Source organism: Mesorhizobium sp. ES1-6, assembly GCF_020164775.1.
Lineage (GTDB): Bacteria > Pseudomonadota > Alphaproteobacteria > Rhizobiales > Rhizobiaceae > Mesorhizobium.
This window is the reverse complement of sequence record NZ_JAIUGU010000011.1, coordinates 1-20,485: the sequence shown is the minus strand read 5'-3', so window position 1 is coordinate 20,485 and position 20,485 is coordinate 1. Positions and strand designations below refer to the sequence as shown.

Sequence of the window (20,485 nt, the reverse complement as noted above, 5' to 3'; positions counted from 1 at the left end):
TCCGCGACGTGAAGTGCGGCGCCTAGGAAATCCGCCGACCATCCTCATCAAGCAGAACGGAGCCCTCGGGGTCGAAGCCAAGGTCGATCGCCTCGCCTTCGCGAAGCACGTGGCCAGCGATCGGCGCGTTGACGCGGAGGTGGGTCTTGCCGCCGATGTCGATCTCGTAGATTGCGCTGCCGCCCAGATAGGAGGCCGAGACGACGCGGCCGGACAGACGGTTGGCACTCACCGCCGCACCGACCGAAAATTTCTGCGGCCGCACCACGACGGTGACCTTGCTGCCTTCGGCAAGCGGCCTTGAAGAGGCCACCGTGATGGTCTGGCCGCTGGCAAGCACCACCGCCTGGCCGGACCTGCTCACGGTCCCGGCAAGCATGTTGGCCTTGCCGAGGAAGTCGGCGACGAAGGCCGTGGCCGGCGTGTCATAGACTTCCTGTGGGGTTCCGATCTGCTCCACGGCGCCGGCGTTCATCACCACGATGCGATCCGACATGGAGAGCGCTTCCTCCTGGTCGTGGGTGACGAAGATGGCGGTGATGCCGGTTTCCTTCTGGATCTTCTTGATCTCGACGCGCATCTCCTCGCGCATGTTGGCGTCCAGCGCCGATAGCGGCTCGTCCAGCAGCAGCACCTGCGGCTCGAAGACGATGGCGCGGGCAAGCGCGATGCGCTGCTGCTGACCGCCAGACAGCTGCGACGGCAGCTTCTTCTCGCTGCCCGGCAGCCGCACCATTTCCAGCGCCTTGCCGACCTTGCGGGTGATCTCGGGCTTCGGCACGTTGCGGTATTTCAGGCCGAAGGCGACGTTGTCGAACACGTTCTTGTGCGGGAACAGCGCGTAGCTCTGGAAGACCAGCCCGATGTTGCGCTTGTAGATCGGGATGTCATCGACCCGCCGCCCGTCGATCATGATCTGGCCGTCCGAAATGTCGACCAGGCCGGCGATGGAGCGCAGGATCGTGGTCTTGCCGCAGCCCGAGGGCCCGAGCAGGGTGACGAAGCTGCCCTTGCGGATCGACAGCGAGAAATCGCGCACCGCGACGAACTTGCCGTAGGCGATGTCGATGTCGCGGAACTCGACCGCCGGGCTGTCTGCCTCGGCGGCCGCGCTAGCGCCGGCTGCCCCGGCCAGCACAGGCCGGGGATGGAGTGTCGTGCCCTGGCTGTCAGGCACCTTTGGAGATCCTGTTCCACTGCTTGGTCCAGGCGTCCTCGTTGGTCGCCCAGTAGGTCGGATCGGCGAAGGTCAGCGACTTCATCGTGCCCGACTTGTCGAATGCCGGCAGCTTCTCGATCTTCTCGGTCAGCTTGACCTTGTTGGGGTCGAGCGACGGCGGATAGCTCTGGCCCTCGGCAACCGCGATCGAGGTCGCCGGGTCGAGCATGAAGTTGATGAGTTCCTCGCACTCGGCCATGGGCGAGCCCTTCAGGATCAGCATGTCCTCCATCCAGGCATAGGAGCCGGCCGGATCGAGATAGCCGATCGGATGGCCCTGGTCCTGCAGCGCGGCGACGCGGCCCGACCAGGCATCGGTCACCACGATCTCGCCCTTGGAAAGCAGGTCCATCAGCTCCGCGCCGGAGCTCCAGAACTTCTTGGCGAGGTCGCGCGTCTCGCGCACCTTGGCCCAGATGGCGTCCATGTCCTTGAGATTGTTGGGGTCCTGCCCGGTGGCGAGCGCCGCGTACCAGACGCGCGTCGTCATGTCGGAATAACCGCCGACCTTGCCGGCATATTTCTTGTCGAGCAGTAGCCCGGCGCCCTTTTCCTTGGCTTCCTCGGGCGAGATCACCTTGGTGTTGTAGGCGATGCCGGTCGTGCCGTAGTCGTAAGGCACGGCCGAAAGCTTTGGCGTCAGCTTGCGGAACGGCTCGATCATCGGCTGCAGCACATTGGCCATGTTGGGAATGTTGGCCTCGTTGATCTCCGAGGTCAGGCCGGCGTTCACATATTTGATGTAGTAGTTGACGCCGGAGGAATGGATCACCTGGTAGTCGCCGGGCTTGGCGGTCTTGATCTTGGTGATGATCTCGTCCTCGTCGCCGAACGTGCCCTGGACCACCTTGATCTTGGTCTTGGTCGTGTAGGGCTGGAAGGCGAACTTGTCGATCGCGTCCTGCACCGTGCCGCCCCAACCGTCGAAGCGAACCTCCTGGACCGCGGCGAGCGCCCGGCCCATCCATGGCATGGAAAGGCCGGCCGATGCCGCCGCGGCGGCGGTCAGCGTCAGGAAAGTGCGGCGGCTCAAATCGCCATTGGCATATCGGTCATGCAGCCGTTCCAGCCGCTTCGTGGTGGTGAGTTTCATTGTGTATCCTCCTTTGGTTCGCCACGTCTTCTCAGTTTCGTCAGGCTTTGCAGAATCAGGCCGCCGATCAGCGGGATGCCGACGGTCACCAGGATCATCACGGTGCCGAGCGCGTTGATTTCCGGGCTGATCGAGATCTTGAGCATGGAAAGGATCTGGGTCGGCATGGTCTCGACGCCGGCCGGCCGCCAGAACAGGCTGGCCGAGGTGTTGTCGAACGAGATGGTGAAGGCGAGCAGCGCGCCGCCGACCACTGCCGGGATGAGCAGCGGCAGCGTGATCTCGCGGAAGGACGAGACCCTTGAGGCGCCGAGCGACAGCGCCGCCTCCTCGTAGACGCGCCGGATGCCGATCATGCGCGCCTGGGCGATCAGCACGACATAGGGCATGGCAAGCAGGATATGGCCGAGCACCAGAAGCAGCATGGTCCTTGGCTGGTCGACCGCCTTGATCAGCACCAGCAGGCCGACGCCAAGGATTGTTTCGGGCACCAGCGCCGGCAGGATCACCAGCGTGCTCAGCGCCTGCTTGCCGCGAAAATCGAAGCGCACCAGGGCAAACGCAGTGGTGACGCCGATGGCGGTGGTGACGAGGGCGGTGACCAATGCGATCCACAAGGACGTGCGGAAGGCGGCCAGCACCGCCTCGTTGGCCATCAGCTTGCCGTACCATTGCAGGCTGAAGCCGGTCATCGGGAAGCCGCCGAACATCGAGGCGTTGAACGACAGGATCACCGTCGCCACGATCGGCGCGAACATGAAGATGTAGACGCAGACCGTGACGAAGCCGGTCAGCCGCCAGGCCCATCTGCCTTCCTGCTTGCGACGGGTCCCGCTCATCCACCCAGTCCCGTCATCCACCAAGCCCTTTGACGATCTGCGACATGCCCATGTAGCGCGTGTAGACGGCGGCGAAGAAGCCGAGCACGACGAATAGCACGATCGAAAGCGTGGCGCCCATCGGCCAGTTCAGCTCGCCCATGATGGTGTCGTAGATCAAATTGCCGAACAGCGCGTCGCGGCCCGAGCCGAGGAGCTGCGGCGTCACATAGCTGCCGGCGGCCAGCACGAAGCAGAGCAGCAACCCCGCCGCCAGGCCGGGCAGCGACAACGGCAGCGTCACCTCGCGGAACGCCTGCGCGCTCGTGCAGCCCATCGAGCGGGCCGCCGAAATCAACGTGCGATCAATGCTCTCCAGGCTGACATAGACGTTGAGGATCATGTAGGGCAGCAGGAAGTGCAGCATGCCCAGTATGACCGCGCCTTCATTGTAGAGCATCTGCAGCGGCTCATGGATGATGCCCATTTTGAGCAGCGCGACGTTGATGACGCCCTGTTCGCCCAGGATGTTGATCCAGGAGAAGGTGCGGATGGTGAAGCTGATCCAGAACGGCACGATCAGCAAAAGCAAGAGCAGCCATTTGTGCTTGAAGGTGGTGGCCCAGATGAAATAGGCGGGGAAATAGCCGAGCACCCCGCACAGCAGCGCCGTGATCGCGCCGACCCGCAGCGTCTTCACAAGGAAGCCGGAATAATAGCTGTCGGTGAGGAATTCGTGCCAGTTCGCGGTCGTCAGCGCGCTGGTTTCCACGCCGGCGGTGACGAAGGTGAAGAACGTATAGCCGGCCATCACGGCGATCGGCAGCACCAGGAAGAAGATCAGCAGCAGGAGCACCGGCGCGACCAGCATCCAGGCCAGCCGTGGATCATACAATGTCCATCGTCGTTTCATGAGCACCCGGTGCGCTTTCTTTGAAGCGCCTGTTTTGTTCCCGGGATCAAGAGTGGGTGATTGGAGGCCCGATGTCTACAGCTGGCGATTGAGCCAGCATCGAAGGACTGTTGGGCGGCGCCAGCTTAGCCTTTCGAAATTCCCCTCGCGATCAGCCGCGCCAGGCGCTCCGAGAACGCCCGGGCGTCGGCCGGCTTGTCGCCGTCGAGCACGCGCGCCTCGTCGTAGAGAAGGTGGGCGGCATCGTCCTTGAAGGCCTGCTCGTCGTCGCCGAGGCTGGCGAGCGCCAGCACGCGCTCGTGGCGGGGGTTGATTTCGAGGATCGGCTTGGCCGTCTTGTCGAGGCGTCCGGCGGCATTGAGCAGCCGCTCGAACTGGCGGTCCGGTCCGTGTTCGGGCGCCACCAGGCAGACCGCGCTTTCGGTCAGCCGGTCGGAAGGTTTTACATCCGACACGGCGTCGCCAAGCACCGCCTTGACGAAGGCCAGGAAGCTGTCGACTTCGGGCGTCGCCGCCGTGTCCGGCTTCCTGGCATCGTCAAGCAGGGGAATGTCGGAGAGTTCGGCCACGCCTTGCGTCACCGACTTGAACGGCTTGCCGTCGAACTCCGGCGCCATCGACGTCCAAAAACTGTCGACCGGGTCGGTGAGCAGCAGCACTTCGATGCCGCGCGCCTTGAACCCTTCGAGCTGCGGCGAGGCTTCGAGCCGGGCGCGGTCGTCGCCGGCCATGAAGAAGATCGCCTTCTGCCCTTCCTTCATCGCGGCGACATAGTCGGCAAGGCCGCGCCAGCCTTCGCCCGAGGCCGTCGAGCGGAAGCGGGCTAGCTTCAAGAGCTGCTCGCGGCGCTCATGGTCCTCGTAGAGGCCTTCCTTCAGGACGACGCCGAAATTCTCCCAGATTTTCGCATAGGCCTCGGCCTCGTTCTCCGCCAGCTTGGCGAGATCGCCGAGCACGCGGTTGGTCAGGCCCTTGCGGATCGCGGCCAGCAGCGGGCTTTCCTGGATCATCTCGCGCGAGACGTTGAGCGGCAGGTCGGCGGAATCGACCAGCCCGCGCATGAAGCGCAGGTAGCGCGGCAGAAGCTCGGCCTCGTCGGTGATGAAGACGCGGCGCACATAGAGCTTGATGCGGCCGTTGCGGTCCTGGTCGAAGAGATCGAACGGACGCGAGCCGGGCACGAAGGCCAGCACCGAGTATTCCTGCCTGCCTTCGGCGCGGAAATGGATGGTGGCGGCCGGCTCGTCATACTGGCCGGCGAGGCCGCGATAGAAATCGGTGTATTCCTCGGGCTTGATCTCGCTCTTCGGCCTGACCCAGAGGGCCGTGCCATCGGCGATGTCGCGCGCCTCGGCGCCGGGTTTCTCGATGAGCGTGATCGGCACCGGCACGTGCCCCGACTGCGACTTGGCCAGCTGCTCGAGCCGGTAGGAGCCGGTGTAGGACACGGCGTCGTCCATCAGATGCAGCACGACGCGGGTGCCGCGCTTCGGAGCGGCTTCCAGCGGCGCCGGCGCGATCTCATAGGAACCCTTGCCGTCGGACGACCAGCGCCAGGCCTCGTCGCTTCCCGCCAGGCGGCTGATGACGTCGACGCGGTCCGCGACCATGAAGGCCGAGTAGAAGCCGACGCCGAACTGGCCGATAAGCTGCGTGTCCTCGCTGGCATTGCCGGCGCCGACGCGCTCGATGAAGGCGCGCGTGCCCGAGCGCGCGATGGTGCCCAGCGCCTCGGTCATGTCGTCGCGGCTCATGCCGATGCCGTTGTCCTCGACGGTGATCTGCTTGTTGTCCGCGTCGGCGGAAATCGAAATGCGCGGCTTCGGATCGTCGGCCAGCAATTCGGGGCGGCTGACGGCTTCGAAGCGCAGCTTTTCGCAGGCGTCGGCGGCGTTGGAAATCAGCTCGCGCAGGAAGACGTCCTTGTCGGAGTAGACCGAGTGCACCATCATGTGCAGCAGCCGCGAAACATCCGCCTCGAATGCCTTGGTTTCCGTCGCTTTTGTGTCTGTCGTCATTCCAGGTTTCCCACGCTTTTCACCCGCCCGCCGCGCCGTGGCGCGTCCAGGACTTCCTTCAACCATTTTCAATTGCGTCGGCAACTCGGCGGGTGCCGGCGCGACGACAATATCGTGATGGAGTGCGGAGGCCGCAAGGGCGGAATCGGCGAAACAGCCAATCTCCCCCACGAGGGGGGAGATTGGCAGCGTCTGCGTCGCGCCCTACTTCCCAGCCATCTTGTCGGCGAGCGCCTGCGCCTGGGTGAGCAGGGCGGGGAAGACCGGGGTATCGGGCAGGGTCTTGGCCATGCAGGCGCGGAAGTCGCTGTCGCCTTTTGCCCAGGCGGCGTCGGCGGCATCGGATGTGTTGTCTTCGCTGTCGTCGGTGGCCTGCTTGACCAGTTTCTGGGCGGCGGCGTCTGCGGCGGTCCAGACCGCGTCGCAGGCGGCGATCTTGGGGACCGTCGCGGGCGCCTCGGCGATCATGACGCTGTCGCCCTTGACCAGGGTGACGACGATTTCCTGGTCGTAATTCGGGCCGACATCCTGGGCCCAGCCGCCGAGGCGGGCGATCGTCATGTCGGCGCCGTCGGGCGTCTTCAGCTTGAAGTCTAGCGTGCCGGTGAACGCAGCGTCGCTGCCGATGGCCTGGGTGTAGAAGGCGTCGAGCTTCAGCGCTGCGTCAAAGCTGGTCGGCAGTTTGAGATCGGCGTCGGTCTCGGCGGCGCGCGATTGCAGCCAGCGTTCGACCAGCCCGCGTGTCGAGGCCACGATGCTGGGGCCGTCCTCGGTGCCGTGACGCAGCCCGTCCAGCATGCCGAAGCCGACATCGGAGGAACTGAGGCTTTCGATGTTGATCGTGCCGGCCGCCGGAAAACCCTTGACCGTGAAAGGCCCCAGAAGCGCCGAAAGGCGCTGTTCGAGATCGGCGCGGGCCTTTTCATTGGCCGCATCGAGCGTTTCGACGGGAGCGTTGGCGCTTTCCATCGCGGCTATGGCTGATATCGCCTTGTCGCGCGCGGCGATGTACTCGTCCTCCGGTGAAGCGGCACAGGCCGCACCGCTCGCCAGCGCGAACGCCAAAGTCCAGACCAGACGCATCGTCGAACCTCCGTTTTTACAAGCTCTTCGCGTGGCTTGGTGGCGATTGTGCGGCGGTGAAGGCGGGCCGAGGCGGTCGGATATCGAGGCACCAGGACAGCTTTGGCACGGTGGCGAGCCGTCACAATGAAACCTTCCGATATCCAGGCCGTTATGGCGGTTGTGGCAGACATCAAATCCAAACCGAAGCCGGTCGGCGGCGCCAAACCAAACGGTGCCAGGAAGCCCCGCCGGGAGAAGGCACCTGATGTCGAGGCCGCGTCAGAGGTCGTCGGCGAGGACGCGCCCCCGCCGGAGGCCGTCGAACCCGATCCGCAGCTGAGCCCCGAACAGGCAGAGCAGGCGCGCAAGAAATACCTCTTGAAGCGGTTCTGGATCAGCGCGCGCGGCTATTGGAGCCGGCGCGGCGACAAGCTCGCCTGGCCGTGCACGATCGCGCTCCTGATCCTGATCTGTGTCAATGTCGGCTTCCAGTACGGGATCAATGTCTGGAACCGCTCGATCTTCGACGCCATCGAGCAGCGCAATGCGCCGAACGTCTATTTCCTGAGCGCCGTGTTCGTGCCGCTGGTGCTCGGCAGCGCCAGTCTGGTCGTCGCGCAGGTCTATCTGCGCATGACGATCCAACGCCGCTGGCGCTCCTGGCTCACCACGTCCGTCATCGGCCGCTGGCTCACCAACGGCCGCTACTACCAGCTCAATCTCGTCGGCGGCGATCACCAGAATCCCGAAGCCCGAATCGCCGAAGATCTGCGGATCGCCACCGAATCGCCGGTCGATTTCGTTTCCGGCGTCCTCAACGCCTTCCTGGCGGCATCGACCTTCATCGTCGTGCTGTGGACGATCGGCGGCGCGCTGACGCTGACGATCGGCGGCTCGACCGTCACCATTCCAGGTTTCCTCGTCATCACCGCGGTCATCTATGCCGCCATCACCTCCACCTCGATGGTGGTCATCGGCCGGCATTTCGTCGAACTCTCCGAGCAGAAGAACCAGGCGGAAGCGGAATTCCGCTACACGCTGACACGCGTGCGCGAAAACGGCGAGAGCATCGCCTTGCTCGGCGGCGAGGAGGAAGAGCGCAGCGGTATCGACAGGACCTTCGCCGGCGTGCTGGGGCGGTGGGCGAAGCTTGCCGGCCAGCACATGCGCACGGCGCTGGTGTCGCAGGGGTCGAGCCTGTTCGCGCCCGTCGTGCCGGTGCTGTTGTGTGCGCCGAAATTCCTCGACGGCTCGATGTCGCTGGGCCAGGTCATGCAGGCGGCGTCCGCCTTTGCCATAGTGCAGGGGGCGTTCGGATGGCTGGTCGACAATTATCCGCGGCTCGCCGACTGGAACGCCTCGGCACGGCGCATCGCCTCGCTGATGATGTCGCTCGACGGGCTCGAACGCGCCGAAGAGAGCGACGCGCTCGGCCGCATCAATCGCGGCGAGACCAAGGACAATACGATGTTGAGCCTCAACAACCTCTCGGTGTCGCTCGATGACGGCACCGCCGTGGTCAAGGAGACAGAGGTCGTGATCCAGCCGGGCGAGCGGCTGCTGGTGGCGGGCGAATCCGGCTCGGGCAAGAGCACGCTGGTGCGGGCGATAGCGGGCCTGTGGCCGTGGGGCGGCGGCAGCGTCGATTTCCACCCGGGAAAGCGCATGTTCATGCTGCCGCAGCGTCCCTACATTCCCGCGGGCACGCTGCGCCGGGCGGCGGCCTATCCCGGTGCGGCCGACGACTGGACGGTCGCGCAGATCAAGGCTGCCCTCGACAAGGTCGGGCTCGGTCATCTCGGCGACAGGATCGACGAAGACGCGCCATGGGACCAGACCCTGTCGGGCGGCGAGAAGCAGCGGCTGGCCTTCGCGCGGCTCCTCCTGCACGCGCCCGACATCATCGTGCTGGATGAGGCGACGGCGGCGCTCGACGAGAAGAGCCAGGAAAAGATGATGGAGACCATCATCCATGAATTGCCCGATGTCACCATCGTCAGCGTGGCGCACCGGGCCGAGCTGGAGGCTTTTCACAGCCGCAAGATCACGCTCGAGCGGCGCAAGGGCGGCGCCAAGCTGGTCAGCGATATCGATCTCGCCCCGCGCAAACGCAGGGGCTTGCTCGGCCGCGCCTTGTGGGGTTCCGGCGCCTCGGCCGGAAAGCCGCTCGATCGCGCCCACAAAAAGGACTGACGTCCCCGCTGCGGATGGTCAATCAGGCGCGCACCTCTGCCCTGTGCGCCTCCACCAGGTCGGCCATGCTGTCGAAGCGGAAGTCCACCTTCGGCATGTCGCCGGGATGCATGGTGGCGCCAAAACCCTGATCGGCGTGCCGGCGCTGGATCCAGCATGATTTAAGGCCGAGGCCATTGGTGACGGCATGATCGTGGAACAGGCTTTCGGCCGTGTGCAGGACCTCCTTGCCGCTGATTCCGAGCGTCGCCAGCTTTTCCAGCATATAGTCGAAATTCCGGGGCGACGGCTTGTAGGAGCCGATATCCTCGGCCGTGTAGACCGCGTCGAAATCGACGCCGAGCTTCCTGTTGCTGAAGGAGAAGCTTGTATTGTCGACATTGGAGAGGATGGCGAGCTTGTAGTGCTGCTTCAGATATTGCAGGGCGGCGGCGGTGTCGGCAAAGGCCGGCCAGTCCTTCACGCTCTGGCCATAGGCGATGCACTCTTCCGGCGTGGCCACGACGCCCCATTCCTCGGCCAGCCGCTTGTAGACGACAGCCAGAAGGTCGCTGTAGCGTTTTTGCGGCGTCCAGTTCTGCTGGCTGGATTCATGCCTTGCATGCGCCTGCAGGACCTCGTCGCGGCTCAAGGCGCCGCCAACCCGCTGGGTCAGCGGCTTCAGGGCTTCGATCATGCCGGATTCCCAATCGATCAGCGTGCCGTAGCAGTCGAAGGTCAGGGCCTTGAAATCAGTCAGCTTCATGGAATCACTCCTTTGGGGTGGTGTTTGCGCGGATCGCGATCAATCGGCCGGTTGCCCGACCGGCCGCAAACCTGCCTCGCCCCTGGATGCAGTGCCGCGCGAGGATGTCAGCCAGACGCCGAACAGCGTCACCGCGAGGCCGAGGACCATCGCCCATGAAAGCGGCTCGCCGAACAGCAGCCAGGCCCACAGCATCGTCACCGGCGGGCTAAGATAGATGACGCTGCTGACCTGCGCTGCGCTATGGAGGCGCAGGCTGACATAGTAGACGCCGTAGCAGAAGAAGGTCGAAAACAGCACCAGCCAGGCGATGCCGAACTCGAAACGGCCATCGAGCGGCGGCATTAGCCCGCCATTCCACCCGGCGCAGGCGGCAAAGAAGATCGACGCTGTCAGGCATTGGATGCACAGGCTTTGGTGGATGGGCATGTCGATCGTCCCCATCCGCTTCTGCAGTACGGTCGCGAGCGCGAAAACCATCATCGAAGCGATGGTCACCATGTAGGCCCAGGCGGGCGCGCTGCCGAGGCTGAGGCTGTTCAGCGAGACGATCAGCACGCCGGCCACCCCGAGCGCCGTTCCGGTCCATTGCCTCGATGTCAGTCGGTGGCCGAGAACGGGCTGCGACAGTGCCGCAATGGCGAGCGGGACGAGGTCGGAGATCAGTGCGACGAGGCCGGTCGGCACGCGCTGGCCGATGGCAAGCGCGAAGCCGCCGAGATAGAGGAACATCATCGCCACGCCGAACGCCATCTGTTGCACCAGGGCGCCTGCGCCGATGCGCGGCCCGACCATGAGCGCGAAGGGCAGCAGGACCAGTCCCGACATCAAGGTCCGCCAGAACAGCACCAGCATGACGTCAGCGTTCTCGCTGGCGTAGCGGATGCCGACAAAGCCGGAACTCCAGCTGACGACCAGCGCGGTCGCCAGCAGTGGCCAGACCAGGCGATGGGGTAGAGGGTGCATCATGCGGTCTCTTCGTTGCAGCGGCGCCGATCCGCGCTAGGCGGATCGTGGCCGATCCGAGCTGAGGATTTATGGCGGCAGGCCTGTTTTTGCACATGACAAATTTCGATGAACTCATGAAATAGCCACGAAAGCTGACATATGAATTTGCCTTGGAGCCGGTTCCGCGCAAGGAACTGGACCAGCACGTCTTTTCGAACGAGGATTGTCATGGCTGGAGTGATGAGCCGCCGCCTGGATGTCGATGCCTTGCGGGCGATGGTGGCGATCGAGAAACATGGCGGCGTCACCCGCGCGGCCGAGATGCTGGGCCTGTCGCAGTCGGCCGTCAGCCACAAGATCCGGCGGCTGGAGACGAGCCTCGACTGCGAAATCCTCAGCCGCAAGGCCAATGCGCCGATGTTCACCAGCTCAGGGCAGGATCTCTTGGGCTATGCAAGGCGCATCCTGGGCATCCATGACGAGGCGATCCTGAGCCTGTCGAAAAGCACGCTGCAGGGCAAGATCGCGCTGGGGATGACCGAGGACACGACCTGCACCGACCTGTCGCGCATCCTTGGCCGGTTTCGCCGGCTCTACCCCGAAGTGAGCGTGCGCACGCAAGTGCGCATGAGCCTCGCCTTGCAGAAGCTGCTGGGCGAAGGCGCGCTCGACGCGGCCATCATCCAGGTGTTCCAGCACGAGGTCCGCCCGACCGACGTCCTGCTCTTTCGCGAGAGCCTGCATTGGGTGAAGTCGCCCGAACTGATCCTGGCGAAAGGCGACCCGGTGCCGTTCCTGTCCTTCGACGAGAACTGCTTCTATCGCCGCTGGGGCCTCGATCTCGGCCAGGACGAGGGAACGGTGTTCGAGATCGTGTTCGAATGTTCGAGTGCCGCCGGCATCATCGCCGGCGTGACCTCCGGCCTCGGCGTCGCGCTGCTCAGCCAGCGCCATCTGCAGCCCGGCATGGAGATCGCCGACAAGAATTTCCCCAAGCCTCCTGACCTAGCCTACGTCATCCGCCGCGCCCGCAACGCCCGCAACCCCGCGCTGGAGACGCTGGTGAAGGAGATAGAAGCCGAGGTGCGGCGCCAGGGGACGCTGCAGATGGTGGGGTGAGGGCGCGCGATCAGCGCGTGCGCTCATGCGCTCGGTCAATGATATCGCGCGCTCGACCTCTCGCCTTATTTCCGGAGTATCTTCTCCATCGCTTTCCCCTTCGCAAGCTCGTCGATCAGCTTATCTAGGTAGCGAATTTCCTTCATCAGCGGATCCTCAATGTCTTCCACGCGCACGCCGCAGACCACGCCTGTAATCAAATTCCGCAAAGGATTCAGTCGAGAGGCCTGACCAAAGAAATCCTCGAAGCTGGTTTTCTTCTCCAGTTCGGCGTCGAGTTCCTTCTCGGTGTAACCCGTTAGCCAGCGGATGATCTCATCGACCTCGGCTCTGGTGCGTCCTTTCCTTTGCGCCTTGGCGACATAGTGCGGATAGACGCTGGCGAAGCTTGTGGAATAGATTCGACGCTTCGTCATGAAGTGCCCTCACTGTTGGGGCCGAGAAGCGGCGTCACGCCCATCACCCCTTCCGCTTCTCCACCTCCGCCTTCCTGAGCAGAAACCTCTGGATCTTCCCGCTCGGCGTCTTCGGCAGCTCGCTCACGAAGTCGATCTCGCGGGGATAGGCGTGGGCCGAGAGGCGCTTTCTGACATGCTGGGCGAGTTCCTCGGCGAGTTCCGGGCTGCCGTTGAAGGCCGGCGCCAGGATGACGAAGGCCTTGACGATTTCGGTGCGTTGCGGGTCGGGCACGCCGACCACGGCTGCCTCGGTGACGGCGGGGTGTTCGATCAGCGCGCTTTCGACGTCGAAGGGGCCGATGCGGTAGCCGGACGAGGTGATGACGTCGTCGGCGCGGCCGATGAAGGAGACCGAGCCGTCGGGCTCGTATTCCACCGTGTCGCCGGTGCGGTAGTAGCCGCCCGATATCGCCGGTGTCTCGGCCTGATGGTAGCCGCCGAACCAGCGCAGCGGCGAGTTGGCGATGTCTACGGCAAGGATGCCGGGCTGGTTGGGGCCGAGCTCGCTGCCGGCCTCGTCCAGCACCACCATGCGGTAGCCCGGCATGGCAAAGCCGGCCGAGCCCGCGCGGACAGGATGCGAAAGCCCGTGATGGTTGTTGACCATCATGCCGTTCTCGGTCTGGCCGTAATGGTCGTGGATCGGCGCATCGAGATGGGCGTCGAACCAGCGGATCACTTCAGGGTTGAGTGGCTCGCCGGCGCTGCTCACCACGCGCAGCCGGCCTTTTGCGCGCGCGGCGGCCTCGGGGCCCTCGGCGAGCAGCAGGCGGAAGGCGGTGGGCGAGCCGGCAAGGCTGGTGACGCCGAGCCGCTCGATGACGTCATAGGTGCTCTTGGCGGTGAAGGCGCCCTCGTTGAAGGTGGTGGCGATGCCGAGCAGCAGGGGGCCCGTGATGGCGTAATAGAGGCCGTAGGCCCAACCGGGATCGGCGATGTTCCAGAAGACATCGTCGGGGCGCAGCCCGATCGCATCGCGCATGTAGGCGCCGAAGGCGAGCAGAGCGCTGAGCGGCACCGGCACGCCCTTGGGCAGGCCTGTGGTGCCCGAGGTCGACATCATCATGAACAGGTCCTCGCCCCGGCGCATCACCGGTTCGCAGGCCGGCGAAGCACCGGCAAGGGCGGCGCGGAAATCGATGTCGCCCGCAGGCAGCGTCTCGCCCGCGCCGAGGATGGTGGCGATTTGCGGAGGGTTGGCGACCTCGTCGAGCTTGGCGCGATTGGCCGGATTGGTCACCACCAGTTTTGCACCGCTATAGCCGAGGCGATGCTCGATGGCCTTAGGGCCGAAGGCGGTGAACAGCGGCTGGTAGACGGCGCCGATGCGCCAGGCGCCGAGGATCAGCGCCACCAGTTCTGGGATGCGCGGCAGCATGGCGGCCACGACATCGCCCGGACCGACGCCCAACTCCTTCAGCAGATTGCCGACGCGGCCGGACATGGCGTTGAGATCCTCGAAGCTGAATTCGTTGAGCTCGCCACTCGCGGAGATCGCCCGTAGCGCCAACCGGTTCTGGCCGGCGTGGCGGCCGCAGCATTCGACATAGGCGTTGATGCCGGTCGCCGGGTCGCCGTCGAGCCTGGCGATCTCATCCTCGATGCGGAAGCCCGAAACAGCGTCCTCATAGCGCGGCAAGCCGCCTTGTGTCGTGGTCATGAAAATCCTCCCTGGCGGCGCGCCATCTCTCCCCATGGCGCGCTGTCGCGGCGACAATGCCATCAGATCGCGCCGATGGGCAACGATCGATGCCAATCTGCATCCGTCGCCTACAGGTTCGCCTCGGCGAAGATGCGCGCCGCCCAGTCGAGGAAGACGCGCAGGCGTGGCGAGAGCTGGCGGTTCTGCGGGTAGAGCGCCGACAGCGGCGTCGGCGATGGCGGGTAGTCGGCCAGCACCTCGACCAGCGTGCCCTCGGCCAAATCCTTCTCGAAGCGATAGCGCGGCGCCTGGATGAGGCCGAGGCCGAGCCGCGCCAGGTCGGCGGCGGTGTCGGAATTGTTGGCGGCGACGCGGCCGGGCAGCCTCACCTCGCGGGTCCTGCCGGCGACGGTGAATTCGAAGGGCAGCACCTCGCCGGTGCGCGAGGAGACGAAGCCGATCGCCTGATGGCCCTCCAGCGCGTCGGGGGAGGCTGGCGTGCCGTGGCGCGCGAGATAGGCGGGGCTGGCGCAAGTCATCTCGCGGATCATGCCAAGGCGGCGCATGATCATGCCGCTGTCGGGCGGTTCGCCGACGCGGATGACGCAGTCGACGCCCTCGCGCACGAGATCGACCAGCCGGTCGCTCTGGCCGATCTGCAGGTCGATGCGGGGATAATTTTCGAGGAATTCCGGCAGGCGCGGCAGCAGGAAGGTGCGGGTGAGCAGCGTGCTGGCATCGATGCGCAGCAGGCCGAACGGTTCGGCGTCGCGGAAGGCAGCCTCGGCATCCTCGATCTCGGCCAGGATCGACAGGCAGCGCTGATAATAGGCCTCGCCGTCCTGGGTGGCGTTGACCTGCCGCGTCGTGCGCTCCAGCAGCCTTGCCCCGAGATGCACCTCCAGCCGCCGGATCGCTTCCGTCGCGGTCGAGCGCGGCAGGCCGAGATCGGCGGCGGCGGCGGTGAAGCTGCGCCGCTCCAGCACGCGGACGAAGAGCCGCATCGTGTCGAGCCGATCCATGCGGTTTGTTCGCATTTTCCGAATAGTGATGTCAATTGAGGGCCGATTATCCGGAAAGTGCACTGGCCTATATCCGTCTCGCCAACGATAAGGAGAGACTTCCATGACTTCAGGCCAAAGAAGTACGGATCAAGCCAGAACGGCGATCGTGACCGGCGCCTCTAAGGGCATCGGCGCGGCGATCGCGCGGCGGCTTGCGCGTGACGGCATCGCCGTCGTCGTCAATTATGCGCGGGGACAGGCGGAGGCCGAGGACGTGGTGCGCGCCATCGAAGCCGATGGCGGCAAGGCGATCGCGGTGCGGGCCGACATCGCCGATCCCACGGGCATCGCCAGCCTTTTCGACGCCGGCGAAAAGGCCTTCGGCGGCATCGATATCCTGGTCAACAATGCCGGCATCATGAAGCTTTCGCCGATCGCGCAGGCCGACGACGCCTTCTTCGACACCCAAATCGCGATCAATCTCGGCGGGGTCTTCCGCGGCATGCGCGAAGGCGCGCGGCGGCTGCGCGACGGCGGCCGCATCGTCAATTTTTCGAGCAGCGTCGTCGGCCTCTACCAGCCGGGTTACGGCGTCTATGCCGCCACCAAGGCGGCGGTCGAGGCGATGACGCACATCCTGGCCAAGGAGCTTGGCGCGCGCGGGATCACCGTCAACGCCGTGGCGCCCGGACCGGTCGAGACGGCGCTGTTCACGGATGGCAAGAGCGCGGCGCAGATCGAGGCCATCGGAAAAATGGTCCCGCTCGGCAGGCTCGGCCAGCCCGACGACATTGCCGGCGTGGTGTCGTTCCTGGCCGGGCCGGACAGTGGCTGGGTCAACGGGCAAATCATCCGCGCCAATGGCGGCGTGATCTGAGGAGGCGGGGCCTCCGCCGTCCGCCGATCCGTTCCATCCCAAAACCTGAAACCAAACCCCAGAAATCCAACCTCCAGAAACAGGAAAAGACCATGCCATTCGCCAATTTCAAGATGCCGCAGGCCGCTCTCTCCAAGGCGCAGAAGGAAGACCTCATCCACCGCACGACAGCCATGTTCGTCGACTTTTTCGGCGAAGGCGTGCGGCCCACCACAATGGTGCTGGTGGAGGAAATCGCCGACGGCGGCTATGGCCGCGCCGACGAGGTCTTCATCGTACCGGAGGCTTTCCGCGCCAGGGAGTAGGCCGAAGCCGGCCTCGTGAAGCGCGATACCGTCATATGACGACTGGTCGCCGCGAGCGCCAGCGTTCACTCTGGGCCGTCAATGCATGGCGGCTCCCGAAAATACCGATGCCCCTTTTTGGGGCGACATGCATTAGCGGCGGGGGCCGGGTGGGCAGCTTTGGGCTGTCCACCTGTCTCGTCCGTCGCCGACGCCTGTTCAATCGATGGAACCGGATGTGCTCAGGTGGCTTCGGGCGCCTGGCTCTTGGGCACGCCAACCCAATCGGTAGCGATCTCGGCGAACAACCAGTCGCGGAATGCCTTGATTTTTTTCTGGCGCAACGCGCCTTCCGGATAGACGACGTAGTAGCTGGCGGCTGATTTCAGCGCGAGGTCGAAGGGCCGTACCAGCCGCCCGGAAGCGAGGTCGGCCGAGACCAGCGCGCTGCGGCCGAGCAGCACGCCTTCGCCATGCACGGCCGCCTCGACGGCGAAGGTGGCGGAATCGAAACGCACGCCGCGTTTGGGGTCGATGCCTTCGACGCCGGCCTGTCCGAGCCAGGTCGCCCAGTCGATGCGGAAGGCGTCGTGGATCAGCTTGTGATGCCGCAGATCCCCGGGCTGCCGCAGCGGGTGCTCGCCTTCCAGCAGTTCCGGGCTGCAGACGGGGAAGACCTCCTCGTCGGCGAGGAATTCCGCCGTCACCCCGGTATAGCCGCCGCGGCCGTAGCGGATGGATATGTCGATGCCGTCGCTGACGAAATCGGCCAGCACGCCCGAAGTCGCCAGCCGCACGTCGATGTCGGGATTGGCGCGATGGAAGCGATGCAGTCTCGGCACCAGCCAGCGGCCGGCGAAACCGTCCGACGTGCTGACGCTGAGGATGCGGGTCGAGCGGTCGGGCGTGGCGGCGATGGTGGCGGCGGCGATCTGGTCGAGCGCCTTGCCGACCTCGACCGCATAGGCAGCGCCGACAGCGGTCAGGCGCACGGAGCGTGTGCCGCGATCGAAGAGTTGGATACCCAGCCTGTCCTCGATGTTGCGGATGGCGCGGCTGACCGCGCCATGGGTGAGGTTGAGTTCTTCGGCGGCCTTGGAGAAGCTCAAATGCCTGGCGGCCGCGTCGAAGGCGGGCAGAGCGGTGAGGGGCGGCAATCTGCGAGGCATGGTTCGACCTGTGAGTGTTGCTCACAAATCCTGCACAAAGAGTCGTTTGTCGTCCAGTCCGAAACCGCCCAATATTCTGGCGTAGCAAGCATCCATGCCGGACTTCCGGTTCATCGATGCGCTGAACTGACCAGAGAAGTGTGAGCAATCGTCATGCTCGCCCGGTGGGCGACGTCGGCAGGCTTGCGCCCAATGAAATAGGAGACGGACAATGACCTTGACCCTTCGACCCATCGGCAGCGCGATGAGCGGCCTTGCCATGAGGAGCGCGGCAGCCTTCGAGCGCCGCCGCACACTGCGCCAGGTTTCCAGGCTCTCCGACCGCCGTTTGCATGACATCGGCCTCGAACGCGACTGGGACGGTTCCATTCTTGCCAACGGAATTTTGGGCAATGGGAGGGCGATTTGACCAGCACCCTGATCATCGGCGCGACGGGACTTCTGGGCAGCGAGATGGCGAAGGCCAGCGTGCGCAATGGCGACAGCCTGCATGTGCTAATGCGGCCGGCAACGGCGGCCAATGAGGAGCGGGTGCGCCCGCTCAAGGAATTGGGCGCCACCATCCATCTTGGCGATCTCGACGACTATGGCAGCCTTGTGCGCGCGCTCGGCTCGGTCGACCGCGTCATCAGTTCGGTGCATGTCGGTTCGGCCAGCGAGATGACGCTGGTGCGCGCGGTCAGGGATGCCGGCGTCTCGCGCTATGTGCCGTCCGCCGGCTTCGGCCTCGACTTTGCCGCCGCCCCACCCGGCTCGATCGAACCGCTCGACATCAAGCGGGCCGTCTTCGACGCGGTCAGGCAGGCTGATCTGCCCTATACGGTGATCTACACCAACGGCTTCTTCTCGACCTGGGTGGCGACGCTTGGCGACCTGACGCGTTTCGGCTCGTCGCCGCTGCCGCCGGACGAGGTGACGCTCTATGGCAAAGGCAATGTGCCGGCGACGTTTGTCAGCGAGAGGGATATCGCGGCTGTCACGATGCGCGCGCTAGAGGACCCCAATGCGGTGCGCAGCGAAATCCGTATTGCGCGAAACAGGATCACGCAAAGCGCGATGATCGAACTTTGGCGCCGGGTGAGCGGCCGCTCGCCGCGCGTCAAGCAGATGAGCGCCGAGGAGTTGGAGGCGCTGATCGCGGCGGTTCCGGGGCTCGGACTGCTGCGGGCATTCTGGATCCGTGGCGAGACCGCGCTCGAAACGGCCACCCCGGAGGCGGGGGCGCTTTATCCGGAGCTGAGGTTCGAGACGATCGAAAGCGCTTTTGTGGCGATGGCCGGCGCGGGTGGGCGGAGGGTGTGAAGGCAAGGGCGGCGCTCTACGGCGCCCCCCTCTGTCCTGCCGGACATCTCCCCCTCAAGTGGGGAGATTGGCAGTTTGGGCGCCGGCATTCCCTATTTAACTTTGGAGATTGGCGAAGGCCGTCGCAACATCCGATCTCCCCCCTCAGAGGGGGCGCCGTAGAGTGCGGCGGGCGTGGTTGGCTTGCCCAGTGGTTGACCCGACAGCCCATCCGGCCGATAGGTCCGCGGCAAAAACCCGAGACCCCGATGACCGATCTCAAAGACGCCACCCGCGCGACCGCCCCCGACACCGCCTGGCAGGACGATGTCCGCGCCGGCGTGCGCCATGTGCGCGACCTCGCTTCCCTGCCGCTGTCGCCGGCCGAACGCGAAGCCGCGCAAGCCGCCGCCACGCTGCACAAGGTGCGCGCGCCGAAAACCTATCTCGACCTGATCGACTGGAACGATCCCGCCGATCCGATCCGGGCGCAGGTGATCCCGTCGCCGCAAGAACTGGAAGAGGCCGAGGGCGAGCTTGGCGATCCGATCGCCGACCATGAATTCAGCCCGGTGCCGCGCCTGACGCATCGCCATGCCGACCGGGTGCTGTTGTTCCCGACCTATCAATGCGCGGTCTATTGCCGGTTCTGCTTCCGTAAGGAATCGCTGACCTCGATCGGCCGTGGCTATACGCGCGAGGCGCTGGAGCCGGCGCTGGCCTATATAGCGGGCCACCCCGAAATCCGCGAGGTGATCCTTACCGGCGGCGATCCGCTGTCGCTGCCGGATAACGCACTCTCCGAAATCCGCGCCCGCATAGAGACTATTGCCCATGTGCGGCTGTTGCGCATCCACACCCGCGTGCCGGTGGCGCTGCCTTCGCGCATCACGCCAGGGCTGGTCGCGGCGCTGCAGGGCCGGCTGATGGTGACGGTGGTCACCCACTTCAACCATGCGCGCGAGATCACCGATGCCACCGAAACGACCTGCCGCACCTTGCGACAGGCCGGGTTCGTGATGCTCAACCAGAGTGTTCTGCTGAAAGGCGTCAACGATACGGTCGAGGTGCTGGAGGAGCTCTGCCGCGAGCTGATGTACCGGCTCGGGATAAAACCCTATTACCTGCACCATGGCGATCTCGCGCGCGGCATGGCCCACCGGCGCACCACGATCGCCGAAGGCCAGGCGCTGGTGGAAGCGTTGCGCGCGCGCCTGTCGGGGATCTGCAATCCGGTCTACGTCATCGACCTGCCGGAGGGGGGAGGGAAGGTGCCGCTCGGACCATGTCCTATCGAGGGACAGGACGGTCGGAGCTGGCTGATACGCGGGCTGGATGGGGAGGTGAGGGACTACCGGGAGATCGTGGACGTTCGGGAAGAACAGCCCTCGAAGAATCCGGCTGCCGGCTCATGACGCTGAGATGTTACCCCTGCTAGCGTCATGGCAACTGGTCATATCCCCGTATAGTGACGGGGAGAGGGGCGCTACCGTCGGCGATTTCGCCAATCTCCAGCGTTGCAAGAAGACGCCGGCGTTGCGGCCAGCCCTCTCGCCCCGTTTACGCAGGGCTGTCCGGGGAAAATTATACATATTGGAAGCCCATCTGATTTGGGGAGGTCCACTTGGTTCGGCGGCTT

19 protein-coding genes are annotated in these 20,485 nt (G+C 65.0%); 7 read left to right on the top strand and 12 right to left on the bottom strand.

Annotated elements, in window-relative coordinates:
* Positions 1-22: 22 nt before the first annotated feature.
* The 6 genes from LB564_RS23485 to LB564_RS23460 form a co-directional block, all read right to left on the bottom strand.
* A complete protein-coding gene (locus tag LB564_RS23485; protein WP_224541344.1) occupies positions 23-1,177 on the bottom strand; it encodes an ABC transporter ATP-binding protein in 1,155 nt (384 codons plus the stop codon).
* Complete coding sequence (locus LB564_RS23480; RefSeq protein WP_224541342.1) at positions 1,170-2,312, bottom strand: ABC transporter substrate-binding protein; 1,143 nt, start codon at positions 2,310-2,312, stop codon at positions 1,170-1,172. Before LB564_RS23480 ends, LB564_RS23485 begins: the two co-directional genes overlap by 8 nt.
* Positions 2,309-3,151 carry an ABC transporter permease gene (locus LB564_RS23475; protein WP_224541339.1) on the bottom strand — a complete coding sequence of 281 codons (843 nt, stop codon included), beginning with the start codon at positions 3,149-3,151 and terminating at the stop codon, positions 2,309-2,311. Before LB564_RS23475 ends, LB564_RS23480 begins: the two co-directional genes overlap by 4 nt.
* 13 nt (positions 3,152-3,164) lie before the next feature.
* Complete coding sequence (locus tag LB564_RS23470) at positions 3,165-4,043, bottom strand: ABC transporter permease (RefSeq protein WP_140708787.1); 879 nt, start codon at positions 4,041-4,043, stop codon at positions 3,165-3,167.
* A 125-nt stretch (positions 4,044-4,168) separates the two neighbouring features.
* Positions 4,169-6,061 (bottom strand): molecular chaperone HtpG, encoded by a 1,893-nt coding sequence (gene htpG, locus LB564_RS23465; protein WP_224541337.1) that lies wholly within the window; start codon positions 6,059-6,061, stop codon positions 4,169-4,171.
* A 204-nt stretch (positions 6,062-6,265) separates the two neighbouring features.
* Complete coding sequence (locus LB564_RS23460) at positions 6,266-7,144, bottom strand: hypothetical protein (protein ID WP_140708783.1); 879 nt, start codon at positions 7,142-7,144, stop codon at positions 6,266-6,268.
* 126 nt (positions 7,145-7,270) lie between these two features.
* Between LB564_RS23460 and LB564_RS23455 the strand changes: the two genes are divergently transcribed.
* A complete protein-coding gene (locus LB564_RS23455; RefSeq protein ID WP_263491577.1) occupies positions 7,271-9,319 on the top strand; it encodes an ABC transporter ATP-binding protein/permease in 2,049 nt (682 codons plus the stop codon).
* Between the two features lie 22 nt (positions 9,320-9,341).
* Here the strand turns inward: LB564_RS23455 and LB564_RS23450 are convergent, their stop codons facing one another.
* A complete protein-coding gene (locus LB564_RS23450) occupies positions 9,342-10,064 on the bottom strand; it encodes a haloacid dehalogenase type II (protein ID WP_140708781.1) in 723 nt (240 codons plus the stop codon).
* A gap of 39 nt (positions 10,065-10,103) precedes the next feature.
* Positions 10,104-11,033 (bottom strand): DMT family transporter, encoded by a 930-nt coding sequence (locus LB564_RS23445; RefSeq protein ID WP_224541336.1) that lies wholly within the window; start codon positions 11,031-11,033, stop codon positions 10,104-10,106.
* Between the two features lie 207 nt (positions 11,034-11,240).
* Here LB564_RS23445 and LB564_RS23440 point away from each other — a divergent pair, with 207 nt between their 5' ends.
* Positions 11,241-12,131, top strand: a complete 891-nt coding sequence (locus LB564_RS23440; RefSeq protein WP_140708777.1) for a LysR family transcriptional regulator — start codon at positions 11,241-11,243, stop codon at positions 12,129-12,131.
* 65 nt (positions 12,132-12,196) lie between these two features.
* On the opposite strand, the gene LB564_RS23435 is transcribed toward LB564_RS23440, so the two are convergent.
* The 3 genes from LB564_RS23435 to LB564_RS23425 all read right to left on the bottom strand — a co-directional run bounded on the left by LB564_RS23435 (position 12,197) and on the right by LB564_RS23425 (position 15,253).
* On the bottom strand, positions 12,197-12,547 hold the full coding sequence (locus LB564_RS23435; RefSeq protein WP_224541334.1) for a DUF2200 domain-containing protein: 351 nt from the start codon (positions 12,545-12,547) through the stop codon (positions 12,197-12,199).
* A gap of 43 nt (positions 12,548-12,590) precedes the next feature.
* The gene (locus LB564_RS23430; protein ID WP_224541332.1) at positions 12,591-14,249 is read right to left on the bottom strand and encodes an acyl-CoA synthetase; all 1,659 of its coding nucleotides are present in this window, start codon (positions 14,247-14,249) and stop codon (positions 12,591-12,593) included.
* 110 nt (positions 14,250-14,359) lie between these two features.
* A complete protein-coding gene (locus tag LB564_RS23425) occupies positions 14,360-15,253 on the bottom strand; it encodes a LysR family transcriptional regulator (RefSeq protein WP_224541330.1) in 894 nt (297 codons plus the stop codon).
* A 103-nt stretch (positions 15,254-15,356) separates the two neighbouring features.
* On the opposite strand from LB564_RS23425, the gene LB564_RS23420 reads away from it, so the two are divergent.
* A complete protein-coding gene (locus LB564_RS23420) occupies positions 15,357-16,112 on the top strand; it encodes an SDR family oxidoreductase (protein WP_224541328.1) in 756 nt (251 codons plus the stop codon).
* A 92-nt stretch (positions 16,113-16,204) separates the two neighbouring features.
* The gene (locus LB564_RS23415; RefSeq protein ID WP_140708767.1) at positions 16,205-16,417 is read left to right on the top strand and encodes a tautomerase family protein; all 213 of its coding nucleotides are present in this window, start codon (positions 16,205-16,207) and stop codon (positions 16,415-16,417) included.
* Between the two features lie 221 nt (positions 16,418-16,638).
* On the opposite strand, the gene LB564_RS23410 is transcribed toward LB564_RS23415, so the two are convergent.
* Entirely contained in the window at positions 16,639-17,565 is a 927-nt protein-coding gene (locus LB564_RS23410) for a transcriptional regulator GcvA (protein ID WP_224541326.1), read from the bottom strand.
* 211 nt (positions 17,566-17,776) lie between these two features.
* Between LB564_RS23410 and LB564_RS23405 the strand changes: the two genes are divergently transcribed.
* The 3 genes from LB564_RS23405 (at position 17,777) to LB564_RS23395 (ending at position 20,261) form a co-directional block, all read left to right on the top strand.
* Positions 17,777-17,974 (top strand): DUF1127 domain-containing protein, encoded by a 198-nt coding sequence (locus LB564_RS23405; protein ID WP_224541323.1) that lies wholly within the window; start codon positions 17,777-17,779, stop codon positions 17,972-17,974.
* A complete protein-coding gene (locus tag LB564_RS23400; RefSeq protein ID WP_224541322.1) occupies positions 17,971-18,867 on the top strand; it encodes an NmrA family NAD(P)-binding protein in 897 nt (298 codons plus the stop codon). The genes LB564_RS23405 and LB564_RS23400 overlap by 4 nt, the downstream gene beginning before the upstream one ends.
* Before the next feature lie 248 nt (positions 18,868-19,115).
* Positions 19,116-20,261, top strand: coding sequence for a KamA family radical SAM protein (locus LB564_RS23395; RefSeq protein ID WP_224541320.1), 1,146 nt, complete (start codon positions 19,116-19,118; stop codon positions 20,259-20,261).
* Positions 20,262-20,485 lie beyond the last annotated feature (224 nt).